Here is a 12,206-nt window from a genome sequence, read left to right on the forward strand (position 1 = left end):
CTTCAATCGGGTACGCTGTACCCAGTAATAGCATACACCGTACCCGATTAGCAAGCGCGATATCATGAGGCCCCTATGGCGACACCACAGACGGGGGCGGGCGACCCCAAACGAAGCCTGGAGCTGCTCTGGCGCGAGTTCGGCCCGCAGCACAGCAAGCCGGGTCCGAAGCCCAAGCTCACCGTCGACCGGGTCGTGGAGGCCGCCATCAGGGTGGCCGACCGCGAAGGCAGCTGCTTCGGGATGCGCAGCGTCGCCGCGGAGCTCGACGTGGGCGCGATGACGATCTACCGGTACGTCCCGGGCAAGCGCGAACTCATCGACCTCATGGTCGACCGCCTCTCCAAGCTCGGCCCCGACGCGCCCGACCTGGACAGGTTCGACTGGCGCGAGGGCCTGGAGATGGTCGCCGAGGGCACCTGGCAGGCCTACGGCGACCACCCGTGGCTGCTGGAGATCAACCAGCGGCGGCCCGTGCTCGGCCCGGACTCGTTGGAGGGGTACGACTTCGTGCTCGCCGCGTTCGAAGGGCACGACCTGCCCGACAAGGAGATCAACCTGGCCGTGACGGCCGTGATGAACATCGTCACGGGCACCGCGCGGCAGTACCTCATCCGCGACAGCGCCGACGAGGAGCCCGCGACGGCCGAGGACGAGTGGTGGCACGCGCAGGCGCCCTACCTCGAGCGCGCGGTCGAGTCGGGCCGGTACAAGAACATCGCGCGGTTCACCTCGGAAGAGGCCTGGGACATCACCGGGCACGAGGCGATGCGGTACGCGGTCGACCGGTTCCTGGACGGCCTGGCCCCCCGTATGGAGGCCAGCCGCAGGGCCGGGTGAGCGCTGGGCGCGCCACCGGTTCCGATGGGCCTACGCCCAGCGGAAGTACCAGGCCTTCGACCTGATCATGTGCTCGGCGAGGTCCTCGAGGGTCGGGACGCCGGAGTCGAGCAGGTCGGGGCAGTACGCGTAGACCTCGCCCGCGATCGCAAGGGCCTCTTCGGCACTCGGCGGATGCGGGACGTAGAGCTCGATCACGTCGTAGGTCATGGCGACCAGCTCGGCCTCGAAGCGGCGGTGCCAGCTGTGCAGGACCGCGGCGTGCTCGGCGCCGTAGAGCTCCCAGTTCGTGGAGCCCTTCCACGGGAACATGGCCGGGATCTTCCAGCCCGCGTCGGTCCTGACGAGGCCGAGGAGTCCGTGCGCCTCGTGGGGCGTGGCGAAGTCGGTGTCGCCGCGGCGCGGCAGGATCGGGACGCCGCGCGCGGGCTCGCCGGCTTCGGCGGCCTTGTCGTGCAGGAGTTCGGCGGCGTCGATCTCGTCGGCGCGGGTGAGCTCGTCGTCGCCCTCGTGGATGATCGCCTCGCCGTTGTCGCGCCACTCCTCGGCCGAGCCGAGGAGGACGGGCATCCAGCCGGTCTGCTCGGCCGACTGGCGGATGTCGAGCCACCAGCGGAGGGCTTCGGAGGACCGGACGGCGAAGGCCCACATGGCGGTGTCGCCGCGGCGCACCAGCTGGTGCATCTTCGGCACGGCGAGCCCGGCGGCGCGCAGCTCCCCGCGGGGGGAGCCGACGATGTCGAGGGACTCGTCGTCCTCCATGCGCGGCATCATCTCGTCGCGGCCGGTGGTCGGCGCGCGCGGCGGGACGGGCTTGTCCAGTGTGAGCAGTTCGCGGCGGGGCCGCTCGGGCACGAAGATCGCCGCCTCTGGTTCCGGTTCGGGCGCTGTCGCGCCCGCGGGTGCCTCGTCCGGTTCGGGATCCGGTGCGGTGTCCGGCTCGAAGTCCTGGTCGGGCTTTGCTTCCTCATCGGGCTCGAGGTCCGGCACGGCCGTGAGGACCGGGCCCGCGGGCTCGGGTTCACGCTCGTATTCGGGTTCGAGTGCGGGTACGAGCCGCAGGCCGGTGAGCGGCGCCTGGGTAGCGATGCTGTCCTCCTCCGCAGCGTCCGGCGAGGGGTCCGGGCTGCTCTCGGGGGCGGCATCGTCTAGGGCGCCAGAGGAGGCGACCGGTTCGGGCGCGGCCTCCGGCTCGGAGGCAGGTTCAGGTTGGGCGGCGGGATCTGGCACTGAATCTGGTGTGTCCCGGCGCCCCAACAGACGCTGGAGGAGTCCCACAGTTCTCCATGATGCCCTGTCATGCAGACAGATGAAACCCCGCCCCGGCGTTTCGTTTCCGAGTTATGCTTTCAAGTGCATATACCGTCGAATGCATGGAGGAAGGATTTTCGATTGAGCTCGAACCGGAGGTCCGCGACTGGCTGGGCGACCTGCCGCGTCGCGAATACGATCGCGGCGAGTTCCGCCGCGTGGTGCTGTCGACCGTCTTCCCCAAGACCCGCTCTCGCGAGCGATTCGAAGTCGACCGGGCGCGGCGGGCGCAGTTCGAGTGCGAGTCGCGGCATCCGCACGCGACCGCCGTTTACGATCGAGACAAGGAGGAGATGTGATGCGCAGGTCCGGAGAACACACGGTGTGGCGCCGCAGCGGCTCGCACTCCGATGAATACGAGGCGGCCAGGCGCGCATTCCTGCTCGGGAAGATGGTCTATGAGCGGCGGCGCGAGCTGGGCCTGAGCCAGGTCGAGCTGGCCGCGAGAGCCGGCATGACCCAGCCGCAATTGTCGCGACTCGAAGGCGGCGGCGTCACCCCGACGATTCCGCTGCTCGAGCGGCTGGCCGCAGCGCTCGAGGTGGACCTCGTCATCGATTTCCAGCCGCACGCGGCCGCCTGAACCGGGATCGCGCTCGCGCGCTACTTGCCGCGGCCCTTTCGGAAGAGGATGCCGAAGAAGAAGGCGCAGGTCATGATGATGACCATGACCGCCAGGAGTTTGAAGAGCAGGCCCATCAGGGTTCCTCGGTTCGGGTCGGGCTTCGCATCATTTCACCTTGGTCAGCTCGGGGCGCTTGGGGTCGACGGTGTCGCCGCTGGACTTGCCGGTGAGGCGGCGCTTGACCCAGGGGGCGAAGTGCTTGCCGGCCCACTTGACGCCGTTCATCTCCCGGCGCGGCCGGGGCAGGTGCGGGAGCGGTTCGGACCAGGCCGGGTCGGGGTCGACACCGAGGGCTTCGCACACGTCGTAGGCGACGCGCCGGTGCCCGTACGTGTTGAGGTGGAGCCGGTCCTCCGACCACAGGCGCGGGTCCTCGAACGCCTTGTCGTTCCACAGGTCGATGAGGATCGCGTTGTGGCGCTTGGCGACGCGCTTGTACGCGTCGTTGGTGGCGACGAAGCGCTTGCGCAGGACCGCGATGCCGGGGATGTGCGGGGTGATGTCGGCGCAGGTGAAGAGCACGACCTCGGCGCCGGAGGCCTTGAGGAGGCGGACCACTTCGTGCGCGCGGGTGGAGAGCTGCACGGGGTTGAAGCCGGGGCGCAGGGCGTCGTTGCCGCCGGCGGCGAACGAGACGAGGTCGGGGCTCTGCTTGATCGCGGGGACGACCTGCTCGTCGACGATGCGGTCGAAGAGCCGCCCGCGGACCGCGAGGTTGGCGTAGGCCAGGCCGGGCCACTGCTCGGCGGCGCGGTGGGCGAACAGGTCGGCCCAGCCGCGGTAGCGGTCCCCGCCCGGATCGGGGTCGCCGACCCCTTCGGTGAAACTGTCGCCGATGGCCACGAAACTCGAGTACTCCGCTGCCATTGCACCCCACCTCCGTCTGAGCCGTTCCGCTGAACACCGCCCAGCCGCGGTGACGGCGCGGGCGCTGACCAGCTTGCCTCACCCAGATAACGATCGGATTTCGATCAGGTGGCGAGCACGGCCACAGCCGTTCAGTCGGGAGGCGGGACGACGGCGCGAGGGAAAGCGAAAGTCCTTCGGGCCCTTGAGGTCTCGCGGACGAACATGAACGGAGGGTCCCGGCAAATCGGACATCCGGGGACCCCCCATTGCAACACTACGCAAGGAGTCCGACACCGGTTCGCGGTCCGATTCGGTCACGCGTGTTCGAGGGATCGAAGCATCGCGGAGGTCCTCGCCAGAAGCGCCGACGCGCTCACGTTTGCGAAAGCAAGAGTGCGATCGCGGGGGCTCCTCACCAGCGTCCCGGCACGCGTTCGCGAGGGTGGATTCGCCGCAACGTGTTCAGAGCGGCGGGAAGCCGTCGGCACCGAGACCGGCCGACGGCTTCCCGTCGCAGCGGTTCGCCCGGTCGAACCGGGCGCGCTCGCGTGCGCCGAAGTCGCGTCTACGCGTGCTCGCGGTGCACGACGACTTCGCCGGCGGGCACGTCGATCACCGCGTCGGCCGCCTTGACCTGCGCGTCAGTGTCCGTGTGGTTGATGCAGAAGAGCCAGCTGCGGCCGTCCTCGTGGGCGCGGCGCACGACCTCGACACCGACCGGGGCTTCAGCTGCGGGCGCGACGCCCGCGTCCTGGGCCGCGGCGGCGATGATGCGGTCGAGCGTGGCGTCGTCCGGGAACGTCGTCAGGTAGTGCGCGGTGCCCTCGCCGAAGCTGTTGACCAGCCACGCCGGGGTGCCGTCCGCGTACGTGTCGCGGACTTCCGCTCCAGCCGACTGGGCGGCCTCGCTCCAGATCGTGCCGTGCCCGCCCGAGGCGAGTTCGACCCTCCCGCCGATCAGCGGGTAGAACTCCTCGCTGCGCACGCCCAGCACGTCGCGGATCGCGCCCGGGTAGCCGCCGAGGTAGACCGTGTCGGTCTCGTCGGCGATCCCCGAGTACGGGGTCACGAGGATGGTGCCGCCGCCGTTCACGAACTGCCGCAGGTTCTCCGCGCCCTTGCGCGAGAGCAGGTAGACCGCGGGGACGACCACGAACTTGTACTTCGAGAGGTCGCCTTCGGGCTCGGCGACGTCAGCGGTGATGCCCGCCCGCCACAGCGCCGCGTAGTAGGTGTCGAAAACCCCCTGGGCCGTCAGCTCGTTCGTCGGGCGCGCCTCGTGCTCCTGCGCCCACGAGTTCGGGAAGTCCCACAGGATCGCGGTCTCGGCGCTCACGGTCGAGCCCTCGACCTCGGCGAGGTCGCCGAGGCGCGCGCCCAGTTCGCAGACTTCGCGCCAGATCTTCGAGTCGGTGCCCGCGTGCGGGACCATCCCCGAGTGCCACTTCTCGGCGCCCTGCTTGGAGGCGCGCCACTGGAAGAACATGATGCCGTCCGCGCCGCGCGCGAAGTGCTGGAACGAGTTGCGGAGCAATTCGCGCGGAGCCTTCGCCCGGTTGCGGCCCTGCCAGTTGACGGCGGAAGTGGAGTGCTCCATGAGGATCCACGGCCTGCCGTTGCCGAGCGAGCGCGCGTAGTCGGCGCCGAAGCCGAGCTTGACGTGGGCGTTGTCGCCGACCAGGTAGTGGTCGGTGGTGACGACGTCGACGACGTCACTGAACTCCCACAGGTCGATGTCGGGGTGCCCGCCGGCCATGAAGTTCGTGGTCATCGGCTTGTCGGAGTACTTGCCGATGACGGCGGCCTCGGCGAGGTAGTTCTGCTTCAGCCGCCAGGACGAGTAGCGCTTCCAGTCGAGCACCTGGCCCGGGTTCGCGATCGTCGGCGTCGGGAGCGGCGCGTACACCTGGTCCCACGAGGAGTAGGCCTGCGACCAGAACGCGGTGCCCCACGCGGCGTTCAGGCCGTCGAGGTCGCCGTAGCGCTCGCGCAGCCACACGCGGAACTTCGCGGTCGCGGCCTTGGTGTACGAGCGGGCGTTGTGGCAGCCGTACTCGTTGTGGATGTGCCACAAGGCGAGTGCGGGGTGGTTCGCGTACCGCTCGGCCATCTTCTCGGCGATCGCGAGGGCCTTGGCGAGGTAGACGTCAGAGGACGGGTCGAAGCCCTGGCGGGAGCCGTGCGTGAGCTGGCGTCCTTCGGCGTCGACCATGACCGCTTCGGGGTAGGTCGCGGCGAACCACGGCGGCGGGGACGCGGTGGGGGTGGCGAGGCAGGCTTCGATCCCGTTGGCGGCGAGGAGGTCGAGGACCTCGTCGAACCACGCGAACTCGTAGCGGCCTTCTTCGGGTTCGAAGAGGGCCCAGGAGAAGATGCCGACGCTGACGCGGTTGACGCCCGCCTCGCGCATGAGGCGCATGTCCTCGGCCCAGGTCTCGCGGGGCCACTGTTCGGGGTTGTAGTCACCGCCGTAGACGATCGCCATGCAGGGGTGCTCCTTCACTGGGGGAGGTACGGGTGCGCACTCCAGGCTACGGGAAGCCGGGACACTCATCAACCCCATGACCAGCTTTTTCGCCCCGTTTGACTAAGTCGTATGAGGCAGTGGCAAAGGTCTCGAAACGTTTCAATCGAAAGCCTGTGAGCAGCCGAAACCGACCTCCGGACTGTGCGCTGTCGCACCGCCGTGCCAGGGTTGTTGCCGGGGCTGCTCCGGATGTCCGTTTTGAAGGCTAGCGCCGCGAAACGCCCAAAATCACGCGGCGGTGTACCAGCCCGCCGCGCCCGGCTCGATCCACCAGGTGCGCTTGCGCCCGAGCTCGCCCACGAGCCCATCTTGAATGAAGGTGACGGAGTCCTCGGGGTGCACCGCCACGGCCCGCCCCCGCGCCCGCCGCACCTCGATGCGCAGGCGCTTGCGGAGGCGCCCCACGGTCACGGGCACTGCGACCGCGACGTCGATCTTCCCGTCGGCCGGATCCGGTTCGGCCAGCACCATGTCGTCGGTCGCCGCGTACCCGTCCGCGTTCGCGACCACGCACGCCAGGATCTGCTCGCTCCCGTCGGCGAGCACCACGTCGTCGAGGTTCACGACCCCGCGCCACGGCCGGTCCCCGCCGCCGAGCCGCACGCCGTCGACGGTGACGCCGCCGCCGTCATGGCGCAGCAGATCAGTGCGTTTCACCACTCCCTCGGCGACGGCCGCGGCGACGCCCACGGGTGTCTTGGGCAGGCCGAGCCGCGCCACGATCCCGGGCGCGGTCGCCAGCGGAAGGATCGCGATCGGCGGGAGGTCGGGGATCGTGCGCCCTTCCGGCAGCCCCTCGGGCCGCTTGCTCGGGGCCGGCACGGCCTGGCGCACCAGCCGGGCCATGACGGCGTTGACCTGCTCGTCCGTGTCCGCGGCGAGTACGATCCGCTCGTCCGGGTCACTGAGCGCCGCGTCGACGTCCTCGGGTTTGTCGGCCTCGGCGGTGCGCACGACGGCGCCCCGCGCCTTCAGCTCGTCCACCAGATGCAGGGCCTGCGTGCGCGGTCCGGGGTTGGCGCAGTTGGCTTCCACGAGTGTCAACACGACGACGTTCACAGCCGCCACCTTACGGTGTGACGGGGACCCGATTCATAGTGCTTAGGCCTGGTGAGACCCCGCATAAATGAATGCAAGTAGGCTTACCAGGTAATCGGGTGATCAACTTCCCGGGAGGATGGGCAGATGCCAGCGATCGCGGTCGTCGGAACGCAGTGGGGCGACGAAGGCAAGGGCAAGGTCACCGACCTGCTCGGTGCCGAGATGGACTACGTCGTGCGCTACCAGGGCGGCAACAACGCCGGGCACACCGTCGTGACCCCTGACGGCACGAAGTACGCCATCCACCTGGTGCCCGTGGGCATCCTGACCCCGGGCGTGGTCCCGGTCATCGGCAACGGTGTGGTGGTCGACCCGAAGTTCCTCATCTCTGAGCTCGACGAGCTCACGACGGGCGGCGTCGACGTCTCCAACCTGAAGCTCTCGTCGGACGCGCACCTCATCATGCCCCACCACCGGGCCCTCGACCGCGTGGTCGAGCGGTACCTCGGCGGGGCGCGCATCGGCACCACGGGCCGCGGCATCGGCCCGGCGTACGCCGACAAGGTCGCGCGCCAGGGCATCCGCGTGCAGGACCTCCTCGACCCGAAGATCCTCTCGATCAAGCTCGAGCAGATCCTCCGCGAGAAGAACCAGATCCTCGTGAAGGTCTACAACCGCAAGGCCATCGACCCGCAGGCCGTGGTCGAGGAGTACCTCGGCTACGCCGAGCGGCTCAAGCCGTACATCGCGGACACGCGCCTGCTGCTCAACCAGGCCCTCGACGCCGGCAAGAACGTGCTCCTCGAAGGCGCGCAGGCGACCATGCTCGACGTGGACCACGGCACCTACCCGTTCGTGACCTCTTCGAACCCGACCACGGGCGGCGCCTGCGTCGGCACCGGCATCGCGCCGAACAAGATCACGACCGCGATCGGCATCATCAAGGCGTACACGACCCGCGTGGGCTCGGGCCCGTTCCCGACGGAGCTGTTCGACGAGTTCGGCGAGTTCCTGCTCAAGAAGGGCGGCGAGTACGGCGTCACCACGGGCCGCCGCCGCCGCTGCGGCTGGTTCGACGCGGTCCTCGGCCGGTACGCGGTGCGGGTCAACGGCATCACGGACCTGTTCGTGACGAAGCTCGACGTGCTCTCCGAACTCGAGCGCGTCCCGATCTGCGTCGCGTACGAGGTGGACGGCGAGCGCGTCGAGGAGATGCCGATGACGCAGACCGATGTGCACCACGCGAAGCCGATCTACGAGTACCACGACGGCTGGTTCGAGGACATCTCCCACTGCCGCAAGTTCGACGAGCTGCCGGCGAACGCCCAGAGCTACATCGAGCGCCTCGAAGAGCTGTGCGGCGCCCAGGTGAGCGTCGTCGGCGTCGGCCCGGGCCGCGAAGAGAACATCATCCGCCACCCGATGATCTAGGCGTACAAGCAGAACGAAGGGCGCCGGCCACAGGCCGGCGCCCTTCGTCGTGCCTGTCATGGCCCGTGCTCGCCGAGGAAGCCGGGGCCGAACATGCATCGGGCCGGGCGAAGGTCGAGCCGCGTCAGCGGCCGTGTCAGGTCGATGTCAGCGCCATGCAAGCCGGGAGACCGATAGTTGCTCCATCAACAAGGAACGCACTAACGGATCTCCAAGGAGCACAACATGAACACCACCCTCTCCGCCCAGGACCAGACCACCGTCCGCATCGCCGCCTACGGCGCCGTGAGCCTCATGTCCGCTGCGGGCATCGCGGGCTCCGCCCACAAGATCGGCACCGACGGCGCGCTGGCGCTCAGCGCGGCCACCGGCACCGTAGGGCACGTGCTCGCCGGAGCGAAGGCGAAGGAGCTGAAGTTCCCGGGCAAGTCGGCGGCGGCGCTCGCCGAGCAGGTGCTGCCCGCGATCACCGAGTCGGTGCAGCTGCTCAAGGCCCACGACGAGGCGGAGGCCGAGAACTTCCGCGCGACGATCCGCATCGCGATCGAAGCCGCCACCCGCGCCCACAAGGGCGCGCCGAGCCCCGTCATGGCCGAGATGAGCCGCAAGATCAACGAGGCCCTCGACGCTTAATCCCATATCAACGCCGCCGCATCACACTCCACTGTGGTGCGGCGGTGCTGTGCGTGCCGCATGCCGTCGCGGTCGGGACCCCTCCCGGTGCAGCCCTGGTACAACGGGTTTCGGAAGGTCCTGCCCCGAGGGGCCTCGTCTGTGCAGGAGCGCATCATGAACCGTCCCGCCGACCCTTACCTGCCCCGCATGCCGGGCTCGGCGATCCTCGCCGTCGTCTTCCTCGGGCTCCAGGCGATCGTGGCCCTGATCGTCGGCGTCGCCCTGCCCTCACTGATCCCCCCGGTGCTGGCGCTGCTGCTGATCGCGGGAGGCGTGCTCCACGCGGCCCTCGCGATCGGCGTCGCGATGCGCAGGCCCTGGGCGCGCATGACGGGGATCGTCCTGTGCGGAGCGGCGATCGTGCTCACGGTCCTCGAAATCGTCCTCGCGGCGCAGGCGGGGACCACGAGCACCGGCGGCGCGGGGCTCGGCATATCGATCCTGCTGCTCTACTTTCTCGCCCACCGGAACACGCGCGCCTGGTGCTTCGATCGCAGCCCTCGGGAAACCGTCCTGGGGCCTGCCGTACCGGAACCGTTCACGTATCACGACCGGGTCGAACTCCTCGAGGGCATCGACAAGATCGGGCTGCGGGCGCGCGCCGTCGGCACGGTCGTCGACCTGCCCGCCGAGCCGCGAACGGTCGTCGTGGAGTTCGACGACCATCCGGACCGGGAGCCGATTCAGGTCACGCTGCACGTCGACGAGATCAGGCTCGTCGACGAGGACGAATGAGGCCTGCCCGCTCCGGTCGCGGACGGGACGTCAGATCCTGAGCTTGCCGAGGGCCGGTTTCAGCCTTTGTGCCAGCGCCGGGTCGTAGGCGGCGACTTCTGCGGCGAAGCACTCCAGCAGGGCCGTGTTCGATCGCGCGAGCTCCTCGCGGTCGAGTGCGGCGGCCCGGGCTGCGGCGAGGGCGTCGAGGACCTCGGGCGGGAGCAGGTCGGCTTCGCGCCCGTGGTGGTGGTTGCGCCCGAGGCGCACGCAGGCGAGCGCGAGGACGGTGTCGCGCAGGTGGTCGAGCATCATGGCGGCCTGCCAGTGGCGGTCGCGGGCGATCGCGGAGCGGGCGTGCAGGGCGTAGAGCCAGCCCATGCCGATCAGGTGCGTCACGTCGGGCGCGTTGGGTGCCGTCGGCGGGTTGGGGGTGCCGAAGAGGAGTTTGAAGCCCGGTTCGGTGGCGCGGAAGCGGTCGCGGGGCCAGAAGGAGACGTCGACCTGGAGCGAGGATTCGAGCAGGAACACCCGGTAGAGGACGCCGTCGGCGATGACGTCGAGGTGGTGCACCGCCCCGTGGTCCGCGTAGAACGCGGCGGTCCAGCGTTCGGCGACCGTGTCGGGGTCGCCGTCGATCTGGAGCATCAGGTCGATGTCGGACCAGGCGTCCTCGCGGCCGGTGGCGGCGGAGCCGACGAGGGCGGCGCCGACGACCTCGCCGTCGTGCTCGGCGGTCGCGATGAGGGTGTCGCGCAGTCGTTCGCGGTCGGCGGTGGTGAACATGGGGCCGAGCCTATGACGCGGAAGCCCGCGCCTGTTCGCGGGCGCGGCGTCGTACCCGCGTGGCACGATCGCGGGCATGACCGACGCGAAGGCGCGACTGCACCATGAGCTCCGGGGCTGCCGCGAGAGCCTGCTCTGGAAGCTCGACGGCTTGGGGGAGTACGACCTGCGCCGCCCCATGACCCCGACCGGCACGAATCTTCTCGGCCTGGTCAAGCATGTCGCCGGCATTGAGTCGGGGTACCTCGGCGAGGTCTTCGGCCGCCCCGTGAGCGATCCTCCGCCCTGGTTCGAGCACGACATGGACGAACCGAACGGTGACCTCTGGGCCCGCGCGGACGAGTCCAGTGCCGCGGTCACCGCGTTCTACCGGCGCGTCTGGGCGCACTCCGACGCTACGGTCGATGCGCTCGGTCTCGGTGCCGTCGGCCGCGTCCCGTGGTGGCCCGCCGAGCAGGCCGAGGTCACGCTCCACCAGATGATGGTCCTCATGATCGGTGAGACCAACCGCCATGCCGGCCATGCCGACATCGTGCGCGAACTCATCGACGGCGCGACCGGGCTCCGGCACGACTTCAGGTTCGTGCCCGAGGAGGACGACGCCTGGTGGGCCGCGTATCGCGATCAGCTCGAGGCGACCGCCCGCGAAGCTGCGGGACGCTGAACGTCGACTTCACCGATACCCGTTGCGCCGCATGGCCACCGCGTTGTCCGGCTGGTCCCAGAACAGGTCGTGCAGGTCGGACGGGAGCTCGCTCCGGTGGGTTCCCGTGGTGCCTGAGCGGAAGAAGCCGGGCTCGCGGCCGTGGAGCTCGCCGAACGAAGGGATCTCGGCCCGCTCGTCGAGTACGAAGTCTGGGGCGGCCTCGGCGACGGCGGCCACGACCGCGGCTCGAGGGTCGGCGATGAGGTCTTCGAAGCGGACCCGGACCGGGTCCGGGCGCGCCGAGCCATGCCAGGAGAGCACGTTCTGGCCCCAGCCTCCCGTGCCGCCGGTCCGGCGGGTGATGATCGCGCGGGCCTCCGCCGCGAACCGGTCCTCATAGTCCGCCGCGCCCGCGAGGCCGGCGGTGTTCAGGCGGGCCCAGGAGACCACGCTGTCGCGGCCGTCCCGCACCAGGTAGACGGCCCGGTCCTCGTCGGCGATCACCGGGTCGTCGCGCCTGCGGTGGGTCTTGACGAAGTACACCTCGTCGGAGGCGCGCATCTCGTCGAAGGTGCAGGGCCGCGCGCGGGCGTCCATCAGCTCGGGGCCGATCTGGGCTGCGACGCCGTCGACGTCGTAGACCACATAGGTCGGTACGCGGTAGAGGCGGTGGAGCGCGATGCGGAAGAAGGTGTTGCCGGAGCGGGGGAAGGAGGCGAGCCAGACGATCACCGCGACAGCCTAGGCCCCGCCTGCGACAC

13 protein-coding genes are annotated in these 12,206 nt (G+C 69.7%); 7 read left to right on the forward strand and 6 right to left on the reverse strand.

Annotated elements, in window-relative coordinates; all coding sequences use genetic code 11:
* Positions 1-75: 75 nt before the first annotated feature.
* Positions 76-840, forward strand: coding sequence for a TetR/AcrR family transcriptional regulator C-terminal domain-containing protein (locus AB0I03_RS09135; RefSeq protein WP_360408974.1), 765 nt, complete (start codon positions 76-78; stop codon positions 838-840).
* 30 nt (positions 841-870) lie between these two features.
* Here the strand turns inward: AB0I03_RS09135 and AB0I03_RS09140 are convergent, their stop codons facing one another.
* Positions 871-2,070, reverse strand: a complete 1,200-nt coding sequence (locus tag AB0I03_RS09140) for a DUF4253 domain-containing protein (protein ID WP_360408977.1) — start codon at positions 2,068-2,070, stop codon at positions 871-873.
* Between the two features lie 143 nt (positions 2,071-2,213).
* On the opposite strand from AB0I03_RS09140, the gene AB0I03_RS09145 reads away from it, so the two are divergent.
* Entirely contained in the window at positions 2,214-2,450 is a 237-nt protein-coding gene (locus AB0I03_RS09145; protein WP_360408980.1) for a hypothetical protein, read from the forward strand.
* Positions 2,450-2,734, forward strand: coding sequence for a helix-turn-helix transcriptional regulator (locus AB0I03_RS09150; protein WP_360408983.1), 285 nt, complete (start codon positions 2,450-2,452; stop codon positions 2,732-2,734). Before AB0I03_RS09145 ends, AB0I03_RS09150 begins: the two co-directional genes overlap by 1 nt.
* A gap of 147 nt (positions 2,735-2,881) precedes the next feature.
* Here AB0I03_RS09150 and AB0I03_RS09155 read toward each other — a convergent pair whose 3' ends face one another.
* The 3 genes from AB0I03_RS09155 to AB0I03_RS09165 all read right to left on the reverse strand — a co-directional run bounded on the left by AB0I03_RS09155 (position 2,882) and on the right by AB0I03_RS09165 (position 7,211).
* Positions 2,882-3,643 (reverse strand): SGNH/GDSL hydrolase family protein, encoded by a 762-nt coding sequence (locus tag AB0I03_RS09155; protein WP_360408986.1) that lies wholly within the window; start codon positions 3,641-3,643, stop codon positions 2,882-2,884.
* 547 nt (positions 3,644-4,190) lie between these two features.
* Positions 4,191-6,110, reverse strand: a complete 1,920-nt coding sequence (locus AB0I03_RS09160) for a beta-galactosidase (protein WP_360408989.1) — start codon at positions 6,108-6,110, stop codon at positions 4,191-4,193.
* A 270-nt stretch (positions 6,111-6,380) separates the two neighbouring features.
* Entirely contained in the window at positions 6,381-7,211 is an 831-nt protein-coding gene (locus AB0I03_RS09165; RefSeq protein ID WP_360408992.1) for a hypothetical protein, read from the reverse strand.
* 126 nt (positions 7,212-7,337) lie between these two features.
* On the opposite strand from AB0I03_RS09165, the gene AB0I03_RS09170 reads away from it, so the two are divergent.
* From AB0I03_RS09170 to AB0I03_RS09180, 3 genes are all read left to right on the forward strand, one after another.
* Positions 7,338-8,624, forward strand: coding sequence for an adenylosuccinate synthase (locus AB0I03_RS09170; protein ID WP_360408995.1), 1,287 nt, complete (start codon positions 7,338-7,340; stop codon positions 8,622-8,624).
* Positions 8,625-8,849: 225 nt separating this feature from the next.
* Positions 8,850-9,257 carry a hypothetical protein gene (locus tag AB0I03_RS09175; protein ID WP_360408998.1) on the forward strand — a complete coding sequence of 136 codons (408 nt, stop codon included), beginning with the start codon at positions 8,850-8,852 and terminating at the stop codon, positions 9,255-9,257.
* Between the two features lie 156 nt (positions 9,258-9,413).
* Entirely contained in the window at positions 9,414-10,034 is a 621-nt protein-coding gene (locus AB0I03_RS09180; protein ID WP_360409001.1) for a hypothetical protein, read from the forward strand.
* Between the two features lie 30 nt (positions 10,035-10,064).
* Here the strand turns inward: AB0I03_RS09180 and AB0I03_RS09185 are convergent, their stop codons facing one another.
* Positions 10,065-10,799 (reverse strand): nucleotidyltransferase domain-containing protein, encoded by a 735-nt coding sequence (locus AB0I03_RS09185; RefSeq protein ID WP_360409004.1) that lies wholly within the window; start codon positions 10,797-10,799, stop codon positions 10,065-10,067.
* A 76-nt stretch (positions 10,800-10,875) separates the two neighbouring features.
* Between AB0I03_RS09185 and AB0I03_RS09190 the strand changes: the two genes are divergently transcribed.
* Entirely contained in the window at positions 10,876-11,463 is a 588-nt protein-coding gene (locus AB0I03_RS09190; protein WP_360409007.1) for a DinB family protein, read from the forward strand.
* Between the two features lie 9 nt (positions 11,464-11,472).
* Here the strand turns inward: AB0I03_RS09190 and AB0I03_RS09195 are convergent, their stop codons facing one another.
* Positions 11,473-12,177 (reverse strand): sulfotransferase domain-containing protein, encoded by a 705-nt coding sequence (locus AB0I03_RS09195; RefSeq protein WP_360409010.1) that lies wholly within the window; start codon positions 12,175-12,177, stop codon positions 11,473-11,475.
* Positions 12,178-12,206 lie beyond the last annotated feature (29 nt).

The sequence above is a fragment of the Glycomyces sp. NPDC021274 genome (assembly GCF_040641195.1).
GTDB lineage: Bacteria > Actinomycetota > Actinomycetes > Mycobacteriales > Micromonosporaceae > Glycomyces.

Coding starts and splice junctions, on each gene's coding strand:
- AB0I03_RS09135 (WP_360408974.1), top strand. CDS start 76: ATGGCGACACCACAGACGGGGGCGGGCGACCCCAAACGAAGCCTGGAG.
- AB0I03_RS09145 (WP_360408980.1), top strand. CDS start 2,214: ATGGAGGAAGGATTTTCGATTGAGCTCGAACCGGAGGTCCGCGACTGG.
- AB0I03_RS09150 (WP_360408983.1), top strand. CDS start 2,450: ATGCGCAGGTCCGGAGAACACACGGTGTGGCGCCGCAGCGGCTCGCAC.
- AB0I03_RS09155 (WP_360408986.1), bottom strand. CDS start 3,643: ATGGCAGCGGAGTACTCGAGTTTCGTGGCCATCGGCGACAGTTTCACC.
- AB0I03_RS09160 (WP_360408989.1), bottom strand. CDS start 6,110: ATGGCGATCGTCTACGGCGGTGACTACAACCCCGAACAGTGGCCCCGC.
- AB0I03_RS09170 (WP_360408995.1), top strand. CDS start 7,338: ATGCCAGCGATCGCGGTCGTCGGAACGCAGTGGGGCGACGAAGGCAAG.
- AB0I03_RS09175 (WP_360408998.1), top strand. CDS start 8,850: ATGAACACCACCCTCTCCGCCCAGGACCAGACCACCGTCCGCATCGCC.
- AB0I03_RS09180 (WP_360409001.1), top strand. CDS start 9,414: ATGAACCGTCCCGCCGACCCTTACCTGCCCCGCATGCCGGGCTCGGCG.
- AB0I03_RS09185 (WP_360409004.1), bottom strand. CDS start 10,799: ATGTTCACCACCGCCGACCGCGAACGACTGCGCGACACCCTCATCGCG.
- AB0I03_RS09190 (WP_360409007.1), top strand. CDS start 10,876: ATGACCGACGCGAAGGCGCGACTGCACCATGAGCTCCGGGGCTGCCGC.